Below are 15,967 nucleotides of genomic sequence, written 5' to 3' on the forward strand. Positions count from 1 at the left end.
CAACGGATGTAAACAGCGTTCAGATCGTGCGTCGAGAGCGCACGGACGGTTCGTCCGAACCGAGAAAGCGCTCGACCGTCGAGTGGCGATCAGCCCGTCACCGACCGATGGCTGCCAACACTCGGTCCCGGATCGTCTGCCGGTCTGGAAGCGGCGGAAGCGTCGTCGAGAGCGCACCGACGAGTCCGCCCCAGAGGAGGTGACCGACGAACGAGGCCTGGCCGAGATTCGGGAGCGGCGTCGCGACTCCCACGGCGTTCAACCAGAGGCTCATGACCACTCCCGCCAAGACGAACCACAGGAAGAGCCCGTACGCGGCCCCCGCGGCGACGCTGGCCCCGACGGACTCACCGAGCAGCCTGCCGGGTATCTCGGAGCGGACAACGGTGAACACGGTCGCGAACACGGCGCTGTGGAACAGGTGCGCGACCCACCCCACAGACGAGACGGACGCTCCGTACAGCGCGCCGATCACCGGCAGCGTTCCGGTCGTCGTCTGAAAGAACGCGCCCATCGCGACGCCGGCCGCCAGCCCGATGCCGAGCGTCCGCCACAGCGTCCCGCTCGCGAGTCCCGGCGTGTCGTCGCCCGTGCCGGTTCGGCCGGTCCGCGGGAGCCGCACCCGGAGGGTAGCCGCCTCGCCGGTGTCGTCGACGCCGATATCCCCGCCGTATCTCGCGACGAGGAGCCGGACGACCGGGACGCCGTAGTCCACGTCGTTCCGCTCCTGTTCGGGGATTCCCTCGACGAGCACGTCGCGCTCGCGGGCGCTGAGCCACGCTCCGGGGGCCGTGACGGACAACTCGACGTACCGATCCCCGACGTCGACCGCGAGGGGATCGGCGCCGGTGTCCGACCAGTCAGGGAGTGCGACGAGTTCGTCGAGCAGCCGGTCAACGTATCGGTCCGCTCTGATCGTCACCGACGGGACCGACACCGCCGACTCGTCGCGACCCGTGCGCTCAGCGTGTCTCCGGATCGCCTCGTCGAGCCGGACCGGCCCCAGCGCGCTACCGCCGTCGACCGTGCCGACGGTGAGAAAGCGCGTCTCGTCTACTGCCCGTTCGATCCGCGCGATCGCGTCGGTGATCGCCGTCTTGCTCCGGTCGGCGGTCTCTTCGCGCTCCTCGAACAGAATCTCCGAGTGGCCCCGGAGGATCGTGACGGAGTTCCGGACCTCGTGTCTGAGGATCCGATTGAGGAGCCGCGCCTGTTCGATTTGCCGGTCTACGGTGGCCTGCCGTCGGTCCGCCTCCGCGCCGCGGATCGCGACGAGCAATCCCGCGCCGCCGCCGACGATCCCGACGGCGGCAGCTGTCGCAGTGGCGTCCCCCGGTGACGCCGCGGTCAGCAACGGTCCGAGCACGAGTCCGACCGCGGCGGCGCCGCCGAGGAACCAGCCGAGGACGGTCCGGGTGTACGTCCGGTCCCGGGCGCTGACCGCGAGGTTGATCCCGTACAGGACGACGCCGAATCCGACCGCTAACACCAGTACCGCGCTCACTTCCGTCGCGAATCTCCTCTCCGTCACCAACAGGTCGGCGACCGTCCCCCGCGTCAGCGCGAACGCGACGACCGCTATCGCGACGCCCTCGGATTTAAACGCGAGACTGTCGCTCGGAGACGGTCGGTCCATACTTCGATTATTGACCGCCTGTAAAGAAGTGTACCGGTTGTGTGGCTCGACCGCGCTACCTCGTGAGGAGTCGCATCGATCAGCCGTCTGTCGACCACAGACGATTCATACGTGGAAAGACGCCGCGTAGCCGGGTTCCCCTACGACGCCGGTCCTACTCTGCCGCCGCCAACCGCTCGACGACGTCGTCGGTCTCGGCGGTCTCGTGGGCGATGAACCCGTCGTTCGTGAGCGCCGCCTGAAGCGCCTGTTCGCCGGCGGCCGCCGTGGCGTCGGTCACGGTCGGCACCTCGAAGCCGTTCTCGACGACGTCCCGCAGGTGCGACTCTACGCAGAGATTCGCACTCATCCCCACGAGCACGATCGTGTCGATACCGCGCTGACGGAGCTGGATCTGCGCGTCGTTGCTCCAGAACCCGGAGAGCTGCTCGTGCGGCGAGAGAACGGTCGTGTTGTCGTCCGGTTCGAGCTCGGGAACGAAGTCGGCGCCGTCGCCCGCGGTGTCGAACATCCGCGTGTCGAACATGATCTGGTCGATCGTGTTCAGGTGTTCCCAGCTCTCGTACTCGGCGTCCTCGTACTCGTGCGGCGAGTAGAAGACGGGCATGTCGCCTTCGCGAGCGGCGTCGCAGAGTCGGCGGAGCTTGTCGACGACGGCGTTCTCCTCGACGGTCTCGCCGACCTTGTCCCACACCACGCTCTCGGGCTTCAGGAAGTCGATCTGCGGGTCGGTGATCAGGACGGCCGTGCTGTCGGCGTCCATTTCGAGTTCGCTCTTAGTTACCTACGGTAACCTAGTATGAATGGGTAATTGAAAAGTTCGCGCGAACGGACGGGTAACCGGGTTACTGGTCGGCGTGACAGGTATCATTTTCTCACCTACTTACTAAACGTACCTTTATTTTCGTGGCGATCGTGGATCCGGTATGAGTACCGATATCGAGCCGTTAGAGGTGTGGTGTGCGGGCAGCGACTGGTGTCCGATCACGACGACTGCGACGCTGATCGGTAAGAAGTGGCATCCGGTCGTTATTCACCGACTCTTGGAGAACGGGCCGCTGGGATTCAATGCACTCAAAGAGGAGGTCGACGGGATCTCAGGGAAGGTCCAGTCGGACGTCCTCGAAGACCTCGAAGAACACGGGTTCATCGACCGGACCGTCATCAGCGAGAAGCCGTTCCGCGTGGAGTACTCGCTGACCGACCGCGGGCGGTCGCTCGAACCCGTGATCATCGCCATGCGTGACTGGGGGCGAGAACACCTCACCGCTCCGGAGGACCAGTGAACGACTCGAGCGAGTCGGCGATGAACGTGATTTCAGTCCTCCCGAAGGACGCGATCCCGAGCATCGACGACCCGACCTTCGGTGACGACTACTTCGGCGACCCCGACGACGAGGTACTGATTGTAGAGCCCGGCGACGAGGCATCCCCAGCGCGCGCCTACCCGATCCGGATCCTCAACTACCACGAGGTCGTCAACGACGTAGTCCCGACTGCCGACGGCGGCGAGGACCCGATCGCGATCACGTGGTGTCCGATCTGCGGCAGCGCGGTCGTGTACGAGGTAACCGTCGGCGGCCGGGGGCTCACCTTCGGCGTCTCGGGGAAGTTGGCCGACGACGACCTCGTGCTGTACGACCGCGAGACCGACTCGGAGTGGAAGCAGTCTACCGGTGAGTGTATCGCGGGCGAACTCGCCGGCGAACTGCTCCGCGTTCGACCCGGGCCGATGACCACCTACGCGGCCTTCCGCGAGGCGTATCCGGACGGGACCGTGCTCCAACCGGAGTCCGAGGGGTCGGCCGCGGCGAGCGGCTACGCCCCCTCCGGATACGAGGCGTACGAAGAGCGCGAGGCGTTCGGCCTCCGCGGGATGCGGGGCGAGGGCCCGGAGCGCGAGTGGAACCGGGACGACCTCGATCCGAAAACGATCGTCCTCGGCGTGACGCCGGCCGACGGCGGCGCTTTAGGCTTCCCGCTGCCCGTCGTCGAGGCGGCCGGCGGCGTCGTGGCGGCAACGGTGGGTGAAACTGATGTTGTTGTCCTTGCGACCGACGACGGCCTCCACGCCTTCGAGCAGCCGGCATTCGAACTTCGAATTGAGGACGACTCGGTCAGAGGTGATGGCGCGACGTGGACACTCACAACGGGCGAAAGCAGTGACGGCCGCAGGCTCCGGCGTGTCGAAAGCCGCCGTCTCTACGCGTTTGCGTGGCAGGACGGCCACGGGCCTCGTTCGTTCCACTTTTTGTGAACGTATCACGGTGCGTTGTAATCGTCGGACTGTCGCAGACGTCACATTCATACGCCATATTTAATATCATTTAAATCTCAGTTTCTGCTGGAGGAATCAGAGGCACATGCTCTCCTCCTCTCCGTTATGATCAATAATCCGTCCTCGCTTGGTCATTGTGCTACCTGTAATCGTGTGATCTCACAGGCATGGAAACGTATTGAATACGAACGAGCAGACGGGAATATCGGTGTTTTTGCTGAGTGTCCAGCATGCGCTGAGGTTGTGAACTACCCTCCCCTACTCGCTCACGGCTGACGCCGTTCGTTCCTTGAGGGTAGGGCTTCCTGTTTCCACGACGCGCTCTGCAGATACAGACGTATCCACAGGGAGCGCAGCCTCCACAGGCGTTGATTCCGGCGGAAGGTCTTCTCCCGTGCCACGAGATCTCACCGGAGGAACTGGGAGAGAACGCGCTGCTCGACTCGCGCTACGTATTCAGCACGCCTCAAAGAACATTTCACTGATTGAGAATTTCAACACAGCAGTTGAATCCGGACTCGAATATTAGCGGCACAGTCTGTTCCTCGATTCGCGCACGGTCTCATTGGCGGTATAGCGAAACTAACGAACCGATTGCCATTACTACCCCGACAACGATCAGCGCACCGCCCGCCTGCGTTGAATTGTTGATCATTGACCAGCCGACTGCCGCCGTCGCGGTCCCAGCTAGAAAGAGTAAGAACTTCCAGACAGCGTTTGGAATGAACTCTAGTAGTATGTCAACAGCAAACTCTAGAATTTCATCTATCATGACGTTTGGATGTCGACTTTCTCCCACGACGAAAGTCGTGGGCTTCCGCCTCGTACTTCTTTGACATCCTCTCCGCCCTGAAGGGCGAAGATTCCCACGGCCCCGCACCACTGGTTTGGGGTGTTTACGGTTTGTAGCTGTCCCGGTGACGGCTACTGGCTGTGCCAATCAGCCGTTACTCCTATCCCGGCATGGGATTCAGAGGTACTTCTTACTGTACCCGAACACTCCAACAGAAAGGGTGCTTTCTGTGTGTGGTCGGGAATCCCGATATTGTCCGATTAAGTGGGCGGATAGACCGCCTCGGATAACTATTGGTACGACAATCACTCAGTTAAAACACCCGACCAGAAGTTTGTGGTTGCTGTAGAGAATTGTCGGATTCATCCCCGCGCTGAAGCGCGAGGCTTTCTCCTTGATTCTCCGGAATTCCAGTGGATTGTCGACTGCGTCGGTGCGTATACGCACTGTGGCACTCACGGTAAGAATCCGAGGACGGTTAGTTGCCAGACGAATAGAATCGCTAGCCCCGCGAGCACTGTTTGGTGGATTCTCGCAGCTAGCGACCAGTGTGAGTGCCGCCAGCCTGAGACCGCTCCGGCGACAGTCCCGAGTGCGAACACCGCAACGACGTACGGGAGTGCGAGCACTGCTTGCAGCCAAGCCGGTACGATGAGGAGTGCGAACTGATCGAGGTTCATGAGTGTGAACACGAAGCTCCCGGCGAACACAGAGCCACTGCTGACACAGAACCCGACGGCTGAGGCCCGGCCAAGCCAACGCGGGGTTCCGCACCCGCTGTCCCGAGGCGATGCCCCCTGCGTCCTTCCTTTGTTGCCCTCGCCGGAGTTGGACGGCGACTGTGGAGTTTCACTGCGATCCCTGCCTGTATTGCGGTCTGGTTAGCCGTCCCTCGTCATCGGGTGTGGGATCCGCCCGTCTATACCAGATCGGAAGCGACTGAGACGCCGCCAGCCGCTGATTCCCGCCCACCCGACGAGAGAAAGAGCGGATCCCCCGGCTGCGGCTCCGACAGCTCCGAGCGTGACCTTGCGCTGGTCAGGCATCGTGACCGGGAGGAAGGTAGTCGACGGTTGACTGTTAAGGTGCAGTTGCGTGACACGCCCGTCCGCAACATCGACCGCTAGGACATCGTCCCCATTACGTTCGCGATAGACGTACGGCTCGGTTTCGACCCACTCGACGGCGTCGCCTCCCATGGTCTGTGTGACGAGACCACCATCATCAGTTGCGTCGACAGATAGTCGGCTTAACAGCCCAATCACTTGACGCCAGTCGTCTTCAAAAGCGGTAGCCGTAGACTTGTATTCACCCGCTACCGCCTCAGCGCGCTCGCGGCTCGTTCGCGCCGTGGTTGGATCAGGTGTTGGGGTTTCAGGGAACAAGCCGTATTCGGTCAGGATCTCGGCGGCGGGAGTGACTGGGTCTCCGAGACCGTTGAACCCGATGAACACTCCGACGTCGTGGTCTGGGAGCAGCCCCAGCCAAGCAGTGTAGTAGACGGTCCCGCCCGAGTGACCGATGTACGATCCACTGGGAGGGCCGTACTCGAAGAATCCGTATCGCAGTCCGTTGACCGCCGGGTGACGTCCGTATTGTCGGCTGTGCATCGTTGCCATCGTCTCGCTGTTCAGTATCGCGTCGGTCCCGTACCCGAGATGCGCTTGCATGAACGCTGCCATATCGAGTGCCGTCGCACTCATCGACCCGGCCGGCCCCCAGTTGATGTACAACGGATCCGCCCGAGTAATTTCGTCGCCACTCGAATCGTGTGGGGCAGCCAGGTCGCCGGGGTGGTCAGCGGGAACCGGCTGTGTAAACGTGCTGTGGTTCATCTCGAGTGGACCACAGATGTTTGATTGGACGTACTCCTCGAAGGTCGTATCATATGCTTCAGCGACGATGTGACCGGCCAGCGTCGCGCCCCAGTTGGAGTACGCGACAGCTTCGCTTGGCGGGCGGATCCGGTCCGGTTGGTCCTCGACAAGCGCCGTTTCCAGACTGGTGAGTGCGTTCGAGTTCGTAACGAGTCCAGGATTTGGAACGACGCTGAACCCGGCAGTGTGGGTTCCGAGATGACGGAGCGTCACCGGGTCGGAATACGTGTCCGGGATAGTGACAGCGGAGTCCTCAAGATACCTGTTAACATCGGCATCCAAATCGAGGACGCCATCCTGTACGCCCTGCATTACTGCCGTCCACGTCACGAGTTTCGAGACCGATCCGATACGGGTGGCTGTCTCTTTTTTATCCATACGCCTCCCCGTTTCGACATCGGCGTGGCCGTATCCTTTTGCGAGTGCGATATCGTCGCCGTTGACAATCGCAACTGTCGCCCCGGGAGCAGCGTCGCCGAGCTGCGACGCCGGCGTCTCTTCGACAACCGACTCAAGATCGCTCATCTCGGGGGACACCGTCTCAGGAACCGTACCTGCCTCCACCGTGCGTGAACTGGCTTTCGCGCGGTCAGCAGTCGATCCGACGCCCGTCAGCGCCAGTCCGCCGACACCCGTTAGGAAGGTTCGTCTGCTGGTGTTGATCATCTCAAACGGAAGTCCCAGCGGTAAAGACAAATAAATAACACCAGTGTTTTAGAGCCTGAAACAGCGGTTCACCGATATACAGACGCGTCAGCCAACCCGCTGACCGCCTCGGTTCCGGGAGCCAGCGCGCGAGCGGGACGGTCAAATCGCCGTCGACAAGGCTCTCAGTCCCGCCCCGGCGCGTTTTATGTCGTAGAAACGGGAAGCCTCGGGGCTTGACCCCGAGGCGATTCACCCCGCCCGTCTCGGTGATCGCTCGACGAGTGGGGTGACAATTCTCGCTGGGAGTAGTAACCGTACGGATAAGAGCAAATCGCGACCACGACCGCATCTTCCGGTTTCTCGGCCTGTAACACGTACTCAGTGCATATGTGGCGCGGAAAACAGGATACGCGTATGCGAGTATGCCAGTCGATCGGTGGCGCCGATACGTGCACCGCGCATGCGAACCGGACCTACGGGACGTATCTCGATCAGACGGTCCCTCTAATCCAGTTGGAAACACCACAGAAGGGAAGCGTCTCAAGACGCGGGGTCCCCATCAAATTGCTTGGAATACGCTCTCTGGATTAAATATATCCCAATTTGAGGAGTCTCATCACGATCTCATTACGCCTCTGATCAAGAAGATGGACCCATTACGAGCGATCTATCCGTTCGGATTAGCTAGTGCGAACGTGATTATGGGTTGGCTTCTCTACCAGCTGTCTAAACCGGGGTGGGGAGGCTTGCTTGTCGTGATCGGCCTCTTTGTTATCCTCACTTTGATCGGAAGCGCTATCAGCGAATATCAATCCGCTTCCGAACGATCAACCTGATTTTGATATCCACATTTACTAGTCAACTACCCCATAATAAACGCCTTCGGCGTTTTGAGGGTGGGGCTTGTCCATGAACTCGGCGTCGAACCCTTTCGGGTGGGCGGTGAATCCGCCGCTCGGCGTCACCGTTCCACGTCGATGTCCGCGTCATGCGTCGTAGGTACTCAGGTCACTCTCACTGCATGTACGCTGACGACAGCCGCGACCTAAGATCGCCGTTCCGGAGGACAACGTATCCGACGGTGAGCGCAGCGACACAGAGCACGGCTGCGCCGTTGACTGCCCCGTACACCCCGACGAACTGTGTCGGGCCGGTGAACGTCGGCCGGATCAGCATCGGCAGAACCCCCGCAGCCTCACCGAAGTTTGCTAGCCCGTAGATGTTGTTTATCGCAAAGTTGATCAGGAAATGGAGGCCGATCGGCAGCGCCAGCGAGTCGGTCCACACGTACGCGCCCCCGAGGAGGAGCCCTAACGCCGCCCGAAATCCGAACTTTCCCAGCGTATCCGGGAAGTGCCCGAGACTGAATATCAGCGAGGACGCCACCACTCCTGCCACGACCGCGCCACGGTCGGACAGCCACCGACTCCGGAGTCCTTCGACGGCACTCGTCAGAATGAGGCCCCGATAGACCAGCTCTTCCCAGAAGGCCACAAACATCCACTGGATGGTCCACACTCCGAATGCGGCGGCGAACGGCAACACGTTCGCGCCAGCGCCACCCGAGAACACCTCGGAGACGGTCGCCCACCCGGCAAGCAGACTCACGGGGAGTGCTACCGCCATCCCCGCCAGGGCGATGACGCTGCCAGCGCCGAAGTCCTTCAGCCACGACGGGTCAAACGCGAGTCCGTAGTCGGTCAACGGTCGCCGGTCGACGTACCTCGCGACGCCAACCGCCACGAGGAGTCCAGAGAGGGCAGCGATGAGGTTTGAGGCGGCTCCGGTCATCGACGGCGGGAGTTCGGTGCCCGCGAGCGCCAGCCCCGGGAGCACGAAAATCCCCACGAGCGCGGCGACTTCCACTCCGAGGATCCGCCAGAGTGCACGGGGGCGATTCTCGGTTCGATTCCACAGCACGGAGACGACGCGTCCGGTGATGCCACCGTAATTAGTTCGCCGGTCGTCATCGCCCGACCGCGACGCGGTTCGTTCGAAGTTGGTGTCGGTGTCTGCTTCGGTCATCGACACCTGAACGCATGGACGCATGGAAAAAGGCCGATTTCCCTGGCTTCACTGGTTGAAGTCAACCTACCGTCGTATATGGGCTCGGGCGTGACATTAGTCTCGGCGTGGCATCCACAGCCCGTAGAGGATCAGTCCCAGACCGGTGAACTCGGGGATTTGGAGGAGGCTATTGAGGACCGGGGTGGGAAGCTCCAAGACGTAAATGAAGATGAGGGCCAGCGGAGCCTGAACGAACAATACTAGTATGAACCCGATCGCGATGTACAACATCGGACGGCTCTGATTCTGCCGGTATGCCGTGTAAGCGAGGTAACCGATCCCCAAACCGATGATCATCGGGATCACCTCGCTCAGCTGACGGACGGTTCGTAGCGTATCAAGATCAATCAATTGGAGCGGTGTATCGAGCATATTAGCTTCCCTCTACGAACTGCGTGAAGCGGTCTGCCATCCGTTCCCGACGTGAAATCGTAATCTCAAAGCCGTCTTCGCTGAGATCGAGTTCGATCCCGTCAAGATCCGTCCGGTAGAGCTTGTAGTTTTTTCCGTCGGTGACTGGCTGGATATCTTCGGTAACCAGATCGTACTCGCGGAGTCGTTCGAGTCGGCGATAGACCGTCGGCTCCGAGACCCCGGCGCAGTCGCTGAGCTCCGCCGCCGAGCACGGTTCCTTCTTCGTCTCGACGAGAATCGTGCGCGTACACTCGTCCCCAAGCAAATCCGCGAGCGCTTCGGGATCTCGCACCTCGGACACGGTACATCGGTCATCTCTTCGTTCGTCAATATAGGTTGTGCCGTTCTAGCCGTTCTGTCTGGCTTCAGTAGGTGAAGCCACGAGAAACAGCCAGTCATACGTACGCTCAATATTCAGGTACGGATGTCCGAGAACCAGACACAGACTGTATGGCAGACCATAGCAGGGACACTGCTTGGCAGCATCGTCGTGTGTCTAGCCGTCCCAACCGGAATCGGTCCTGTCGCCGGTGGCTGGCTCGCAGGACGCGGACTCCAGCGCCAGCGTCGCAGGACCGTGGTGAGTGCCGTAGCCGGCGTGGTGGGAACACTGCCATGGACAGTGGTAACGTTTCTGGCCATGACGGGTGCTATTGAACCGGTGGGGTATCACAGGGGCATCGTCCGCGTGGGCGTACTGGCGGCTTCACCAGATGCATTCGTCCTCTGGCAGGAAGTCGGCCTGTCCGCCATACTCACGGTAACACTTGTCACGTTCGCGGTTGCTGGCGGTGTCGTCAGCAGTCTGCTAGGTGGCGGAGTCCGGTCTCGCCGTGAGAAGCTATCATAGTGAGTCATCAATGTCTACACGCATACCGACAAGCGTGCTCCTCCCGACGGTGTCTTGGACCCACGCCTGTGACGATGTCGCCGCAAAGTTGGGTCCCGAGGACGAGCTCCTCATCATCCACGATACCGAGGACGACCCGGTTGCGGACCGAAACACGCTCCCGGAGAACGTCCAGTTGATCCCCGCCGGCGGCCCTGTCGGGTGTTCGGGGAAAGCAAATGCTATCGCTGTAGGGATGGAGGCTGCCAATTACTACCGTTTCGTCTGGACCGACGATGATTTTCATCACCCCTCGGACTGGCTTGACCGCCTCCGCGAGGACTACGCCGAATACGGCCCGACAACGGAGCTGCCGGCGTTCGTCGGTCAGGATCCGCTTGCAGTTCTGTTAGAGCCTGTTTATGCTCTTGGGGGAACGCTCGGGACGTATATGGGCGACCACGCCTGGGGTGGATCCGTCATATTTGACAGAAGTGATCTTGACGGGGAAAGGTTCCTTTCGGAGCTCCGCCAGACTATCAGCGACGATGGTCGCCTCGGGGAACACACCGATGTAACGTCAGTTCAACGCTGACGCCGGGTACCAATGGGTGGAAGTCTCCGGCAGACGGTTGAACGACATATCCGGTTCAACCAGATTTTCGCAACGCATGATCCAACGGTAGCGAAACTTTCGTTTGGTGTGTTGGTCGCCGTTCTCATCGGCCGTGTCTTCTTCTGTGGCAACGGCTACAACGATTGTTCTGAAAAAATGGAATCCTATGTGGTATCGTTCGTAGTAGAAAGAGGGCTCTGTCGAAATCCTCAGAGTCTGGTAGAACTCGCGTGCTGTATACAGCGAGTACATACAGCACAGCGATACTGTTCGAGAACTCGGGTCGCCACCGAGAGTGTATGGTACAACACGGACAGTCAGTTCACGCTCTTCGACAGCTCAGCCCCCGCCTTGAATTTTATCTCATCCGACGCACTCGAAGCGTTCACCAAGTGTAACACCGGCGCATCCACCGCCACGTGCGTCACAACCCGATACGTCTCCCCCTTTTCACTATCGACTCCGGACGTCATTCCCGGGAGCCTCCCACCGAGCCCTTCGATAGTGATGTCGCCGCTTCTGTCGACTCCGCCCAACTCAATCCGCGCGCCCCGCAGAGCCCGCTCACTCACCCCTGCTCGCGCCACTCCATCACCGAGCCTATCACTGTCGAGATCGCCGAGACGGTCGAGTCCAACCGGGACCACCTGTGCTGCCCCCACCATCGACAACACCGTCGTCGAATTCTCGTACAACGCAGCATCATCGATAATCCATCCACCTGAGTAGATGAGCTGCCCATCGTTCAGCCCTCGACCCACGTACATGAGGGCTGGAACCGGCTCCGGACAACCCGGTGGCTGAACCATTACCTGCGCTACTGTCAGGTTGAGCAACCGACCCTGCTGAGTAATTTCCACAGGTACGTCATCCATTTTCTTTGCCCACGCATCCAACCCCTCCGGCTCGAACGGCTCACCCTCAACCGGACACACCACAACAGATGTACCAGCTTTAGCAGACGGTGGAGAGTTCGTCACAACAACGTGGCCGTCAGCAGCGCGCTCAGCCACGAGTCCACCGCCCGTCGCCACAGGCCCCGTCATCTCCGCAACGAAGTGGGGCGTTGCCCCGCATACCGCACCCGGGGACACAGTGGAGTCGTCATCGTCACAATCACCACTCTCATCCGGACCACTCAAACCAGCCGAATTTGACCCCCACGCGTAGAGTTGGCCCTCACCATCAGACCGACCCGTCAGGTAGGCGAAGCGCCGCTCCGGCGTCACCGCTTCCTCGATACTCCCGTTTCCACCCGGAACCTCAGCATCGGGCAAACACACAGCGAACCGCTCCGCAACAACAGGCTTCTGTTCAAGATACCTGAAAAGCTCCGCCTGCTCTCCCGGACCGAACAACCCGGATGAGTCAAACTCGACTGGTGGAAGCAAGTAATCCCCGACGAGGATGTCGTTCCCGCCACCACCGTCAAGACCGAACGCCGCCCATTCGCCGTCCTGAGCGTACTCCTGCGCTCGGACAACGTCTGCCTCCCTATCTGCGACGTTCGCCAGTGCCGCGACACAGGACTCGTCTGAACACCGCTCCAGCACTGCCCGCATCTCGGCCAGCACCGCTTCCATATCACCCAACACCCCAGTAATCTCTTTCTCCGTTTCCGGATTCCGCCCCGTCCGCGCACTCCGCTTCGAAATTGCTGTCGCAGCCGCAGTCGTCGCCTCTTGGAGCTGTGCGTCAAGTCGGAAGACGCGCCGGAACGTCTCGTCGTCTTCGTCGATATCGTCGTCGATGATATCGCTGGGTCCCGCGATACTCCGATTACTCCGGGGCGTATTATAGTCCTCACCGCGAACGTCGTCGTCAACGCCATCGGCATCGGCATCTCCATCCCCGTCAGGAGCCCGGATAATTGACTTGTCACTCCGAGAGTTGTTGTAGTTCGCCGCGGCGAGCGCGGTCGAAGTCACCCACCCTTCCAACTCAACTCGCCCGGCCACCGTTGGAGTCAACCGAGCCACGTGCGGGCCTTCCGGTGCCATCTCGAAGGTGACTTCCGTGTCATCGTCGTTCCAATCCGCACCTGCGAACACCGCCGCAGGCGACGACCCTGTGTTCGTGACTGACGACGCGACTTGGCTCAGACAGCCACTTAGCGCGCCGATTGCGACGGCGCCGCTCGCTGTGAGTAACGCCCGTCTGCTCGTGGTAGCACGTCGCATGCTATTTGCGTGACTATCACGTCGTCGTGAATTCATAATCGTACAGTAGAGGTGATACGTTATTATAAGCTTTCTTATAATTGTAGTATTCGTATGAATTAGCGTGCGGCAGATTCGCGCTCTGTACTTTGCACGTCTCTAAGAGCATATCACCGATTGTGGATTTCAACAGAGCCGCTCTAACAGAAGGGCCAATAGACGTTTTCGGGCGACTACTCGAAACTCCGTCGTTGGTCCGTTGATGAGGTAACCCCACATAGAGGCGTGCAAGCCACTCGACGGGTGTTGGAAGTCATCGTCCGTCCAGACGAGACGATCGTGTCTCGCGGCGTCCATGCCGACAGCGATCACGTTGGCTTTTCGCGATCACCTGTCTGGATCGCCGGCGGCAACCATGCGGACCTGTTCCGGTAGAAATGTACGGTCAACGACCGGATCGTCATCGTCGTCATGGACGACGAGCTGTCCGCTTTCAGAACAAAGCTGTGCTGCGACCCGATCGCAGGCGTCGGTCCACGAACTCGTGGGAAGCAGCACACCCATCGAAACGCTGGAATAGAAAGCCCTAGAGACAGCCCCTCGCGAAACCGGCGGTCAGAGCTCCGGGGTTCCCGAGGCGTCGGCTGGTTCCGTTGACCTCCTGTCCACACCACTGTGTTCGTCTCGCAGCTGGAGGTACGAAGCCGCAAGAATGCCATAATACGGGGTTAAGAAGGCTGCAGTGACGACGGCAACGATCGCTTCGCTGGCGACCGGGATGCCGCCGTAGTCAAGCAGGGGTGCAATTCCCCCGATGACACCGCCGAACACCGTCGTCAGGACGACAAGGGCGAAGAGTTTGAGTCTGGACCCGCTGGCGAGTCCCCAGCTCCGCTTGAGCCCGTCGATTACACCGCGGTCCTCGACGGCGATGGTGAATACGATGAACAGGAAAGACGTCGCTAGGAACAGTCCTGGGAGGATGAAAAACAGGGTTCCGACGAATACTGAAACGGAGACCAAGATCCCACCGATCAGCATTGCGAGCGTTGTACGGCCGAGTCGCCGCGTGGCGTCGACTGGTATTGTGGATATCTTGTCTTGTGGCTGGATCATCGTGCGAGCGATTATGACGAAGAACGCCGCGGAGAGGATAACGAGCGCGGCGAAAATGGCGAGTGCGCCGGCCCCGGAGACTGGAAGTCCGAGCCCGGCAGTCAACCCTGCTTGTGTAGTGAGACCGGCTGGGAGGTACGACGAGACAGCCGTATTAACAGCTGCCTGAGTACCGATCTGAACGATCTGCTCTGTTGAATCCGCAGAAGGCGACGGGATAGCGTCGCTCTGAAGGTGGAAGCGAAGCGGAAGAGCCGAATGTGTCTACCCTACTCTTCCGCTTCGTTAAGCAAGCCGCGTCGCTGGCTCAAAAGCGCTGTGCCGCCAGTCCAACGGCGGTGAGTGATCCGACTGGCAACGGATTTCCCGGGTGGAAGCATGTCACACTCCACTTTTTGCGGGTTCACATGGATGCGACGTACCGCGAGATCGTGGATTGGGCGAGTGAAATGGATCGCGTTCGTGGTCTGTTACAGCTCGCTCGAACGGCATTTCCCGCACCCTCAACGCTGTATCGGTCGTTTGAGAGGGTGCCCATGTCGGTGTGGCGCGGTTTCCTTCGGGAGTCTGCGACCATCTGCGATCCGGGCTCGCACGGTGCCATCGATGCCACGTTCTTCGACCGCGAAACGGCATCGAGACACTACCAACACCGCTCGGATCGCCACATACGAACGCTCAAAACGACGGCACTCGTCGATACAGATTCGTGTGCCATCCTTGATCTTCACTGCTCGGCACACTGGCCTCACGACACCCAAACTGGCCGTCGAGTTGCCCTTCGCAACACCGAGAAAATCGAGAGCCTCGCCGGCGACAAAGGCTATGACGACCAATCTCTCCGGGACGCCCTCCGTTCAGCGGGCGTCCGGCCGTTGCTGCGTCACCGGCTGTTCGCTGCGTACGATCACGCGCACAACGCACGGTTGGACAGCGAGCTATACGGCCAGCGGTGGATGGCCGAGACCGCCTTTTCGGCCATCAAGCGTCGGTTCGGCCCCGCTGTCCACCCTCGCGCTTGGTACCGCGAGTTCCGCGAACTCGTGTTGACCGCCGCAGTCTACAACCTCGAACAAGCTCTCAAACAGTGATCCCCGCGCCGTCATCGGATTCAACAAAGCAGTCCGGACAGTTTGGGCGGGTGAGGAATGGGAACTCCACTTCGTCTGTAAGGTCGAGATCGACGTGGCTGAAGCCCCCGGTGAGAAGACGGTGGGCGTTGATCTCGGTATCAACAACTTCGCCGCGCTCGCCTACGAGGACGGTCACAGCGATTTGTATCCGCTGAACTGTCTGAAGCAGGACGACTACTACTTCAGCAAGCGGATTGCCCAGTGTGATGACTCGAACTCCGAGCAGGCCACCCAGCTGAATCAAAAAAAGTCGGCTCGTCGTACCCACTATTTCCACACGCTCTCGAAACACATTGTCCAGCGGTGTGTCGAGGAGGATGTCGGGACGATTGTGATCGGCGATCTCTCTGGCATCCGTGAGGATGACGAGAACGGTGAGTCGAAGGACTGGGGCACACGCG

At 60.4% G+C, this 15,967-nt stretch carries 13 protein-coding genes and 1 pseudogene; 5 read left to right on the forward strand and 9 right to left on the reverse strand.

What is annotated here, in order from left to right:
* Window positions 1–97: 97 nt before the first annotated feature.
* Both DJ82_RS07700 and DJ82_RS07705 read right to left on the reverse strand, forming a co-directional pair.
* Window positions 98–1,636: a HAMP domain-containing histidine kinase gene (locus tag DJ82_RS07700; RefSeq protein ID WP_094581491.1), complete on the reverse strand. Its 1,539-nt coding sequence runs from the start codon at window positions 1,634–1,636 to the stop codon at window positions 98–100.
* A 154-nt stretch (window positions 1,637–1,790) separates the two neighbouring features.
* Complete coding sequence (locus tag DJ82_RS07705) at window positions 1,791–2,399, reverse strand: cysteine hydrolase family protein (RefSeq protein ID WP_094524499.1); 609 nt, start codon at window positions 2,397–2,399, stop codon at window positions 1,791–1,793.
* A gap of 163 nt (window positions 2,400–2,562) precedes the next feature.
* Between DJ82_RS07705 and DJ82_RS07710 the strand changes: the two genes are divergently transcribed.
* Together DJ82_RS07710 and DJ82_RS07715 are read left to right on the forward strand one after the other, a co-directional pair.
* Complete coding sequence (locus tag DJ82_RS07710; RefSeq protein ID WP_094524500.1) at window positions 2,563–2,922, forward strand: helix-turn-helix domain-containing protein; 360 nt, start codon at window positions 2,563–2,565, stop codon at window positions 2,920–2,922.
* Window positions 2,919–3,893, forward strand: coding sequence for a DUF3179 domain-containing (seleno)protein (locus DJ82_RS07715; protein WP_321166842.1), 975 nt, complete (start codon window positions 2,919–2,921; stop codon window positions 3,891–3,893). Before DJ82_RS07710 ends, DJ82_RS07715 begins: the two co-directional genes overlap by 4 nt.
* A gap of 583 nt (window positions 3,894–4,476) precedes the next feature.
* Here DJ82_RS07715 and DJ82_RS14545 read toward each other — a convergent pair.
* The 5 genes from DJ82_RS14545 to DJ82_RS07735 form a co-directional block, all read right to left on the reverse strand.
* Window positions 4,477–4,686 carry a hypothetical protein gene (locus DJ82_RS14545; RefSeq protein ID WP_143420526.1) on the reverse strand — a complete coding sequence of 70 codons (210 nt, stop codon included), beginning with the start codon at window positions 4,684–4,686 and terminating at the stop codon, window positions 4,477–4,479.
* 902 nt (window positions 4,687–5,588) lie between these two features.
* Window positions 5,589–7,250, reverse strand: coding sequence for a serine hydrolase (locus DJ82_RS07720; protein ID WP_241881463.1), 1,662 nt, complete (start codon window positions 7,248–7,250; stop codon window positions 5,589–5,591).
* A gap of 996 nt (window positions 7,251–8,246) precedes the next feature.
* Window positions 8,247–9,257, reverse strand: coding sequence for a CPBP family intramembrane glutamic endopeptidase (locus DJ82_RS07725; RefSeq protein WP_094527543.1), 1,011 nt, complete (start codon window positions 9,255–9,257; stop codon window positions 8,247–8,249).
* Window positions 9,258–9,353: 96 nt separating this feature from the next.
* Complete coding sequence (locus DJ82_RS07730; RefSeq protein ID WP_094527544.1) at window positions 9,354–9,671, reverse strand: hypothetical protein; 318 nt, start codon at window positions 9,669–9,671, stop codon at window positions 9,354–9,356.
* 1 nt (window position 9,672) lies between these two features.
* The gene (locus DJ82_RS07735) at window positions 9,673–10,014 is read right to left on the reverse strand and encodes a winged helix-turn-helix domain-containing protein (RefSeq protein WP_198948037.1); all 342 of its coding nucleotides are present in this window, start codon (window positions 10,012–10,014) and stop codon (window positions 9,673–9,675) included.
* 583 nt (window positions 10,015–10,597) lie between these two features.
* Here DJ82_RS07735 and DJ82_RS07740 point away from each other — a divergent pair.
* On the forward strand, window positions 10,598–11,137 hold the full coding sequence (locus DJ82_RS07740) for a glycosyltransferase (RefSeq protein ID WP_241881464.1): 540 nt from the start codon (window positions 10,598–10,600) through the stop codon (window positions 11,135–11,137).
* 338 nt (window positions 11,138–11,475) lie between these two features.
* Here the strand turns inward: DJ82_RS07740 and DJ82_RS15290 are convergent, their stop codons facing one another.
* Both DJ82_RS15290 and DJ82_RS07750 read right to left on the reverse strand, forming a co-directional pair.
* Window positions 11,476–13,209, reverse strand: coding sequence for a hypothetical protein (locus DJ82_RS15290; protein WP_241881465.1), 1,734 nt, complete (start codon window positions 13,207–13,209; stop codon window positions 11,476–11,478).
* 723 nt (window positions 13,210–13,932) lie between these two features.
* Window positions 13,933–14,538: a hypothetical protein gene (locus tag DJ82_RS07750; protein WP_241881466.1), complete on the reverse strand. Its 606-nt coding sequence runs from the start codon at window positions 14,536–14,538 to the stop codon at window positions 13,933–13,935.
* A 155-nt stretch (window positions 14,539–14,693) separates the two neighbouring features.
* Between DJ82_RS07750 and DJ82_RS07755 the strand changes: the two genes are divergently transcribed.
* Together DJ82_RS07755 and DJ82_RS07760 are read left to right on the forward strand one after the other, a co-directional pair.
* Entirely contained in the window at window positions 14,694–15,524 is an 831-nt protein-coding gene (locus DJ82_RS07755; protein ID WP_094581493.1) for an IS5 family transposase, read from the forward strand.
* 31 nt (window positions 15,525–15,555) lie between these two features.
* A pseudogene (locus tag DJ82_RS07760) lies at window positions 15,556–15,967 on the forward strand (transposase); the annotation flags it as partial.

It is taken from the genome of Halorubrum sp. Ib24 (assembly GCF_002252745.1).
In the GTDB taxonomy this organism is placed as follows: domain Archaea; phylum Halobacteriota; class Halobacteria; order Halobacteriales; family Haloferacaceae; genus Halorubrum.

Excerpts from the sequence above, each read along its gene's own strand:
- DJ82_RS07700 (WP_094581491.1), bottom strand. The coding sequence starts at position 1,636 with ATGGACCGACCGTCTCCGAGCGACAGTCTCGCGTTTAAATCCGAGGGC.
- DJ82_RS07705 (WP_094524499.1), bottom strand. The coding sequence starts at position 2,399 with ATGGACGCCGACAGCACGGCCGTCCTGATCACCGACCCGCAGATCGAC.
- DJ82_RS07710 (WP_094524500.1), top strand. The coding sequence starts at position 2,563 with ATGAGTACCGATATCGAGCCGTTAGAGGTGTGGTGTGCGGGCAGCGAC.
- DJ82_RS14545 (WP_143420526.1), bottom strand. The coding sequence starts at position 4,686 with ATGATAGATGAAATTCTAGAGTTTGCTGTTGACATACTACTAGAGTTC.
- DJ82_RS07720 (WP_241881463.1), bottom strand. The coding sequence starts at position 7,250 with ATGATCAACACCAGCAGACGAACCTTCCTAACGGGTGTCGGCGGACTG.
- DJ82_RS07725 (WP_094527543.1), bottom strand. The coding sequence starts at position 9,257 with ATGACCGAAGCAGACACCGACACCAACTTCGAACGAACCGCGTCGCGG.
- DJ82_RS07730 (WP_094527544.1), bottom strand. The coding sequence starts at position 9,671 with ATGCTCGATACACCGCTCCAATTGATTGATCTTGATACGCTACGAACC.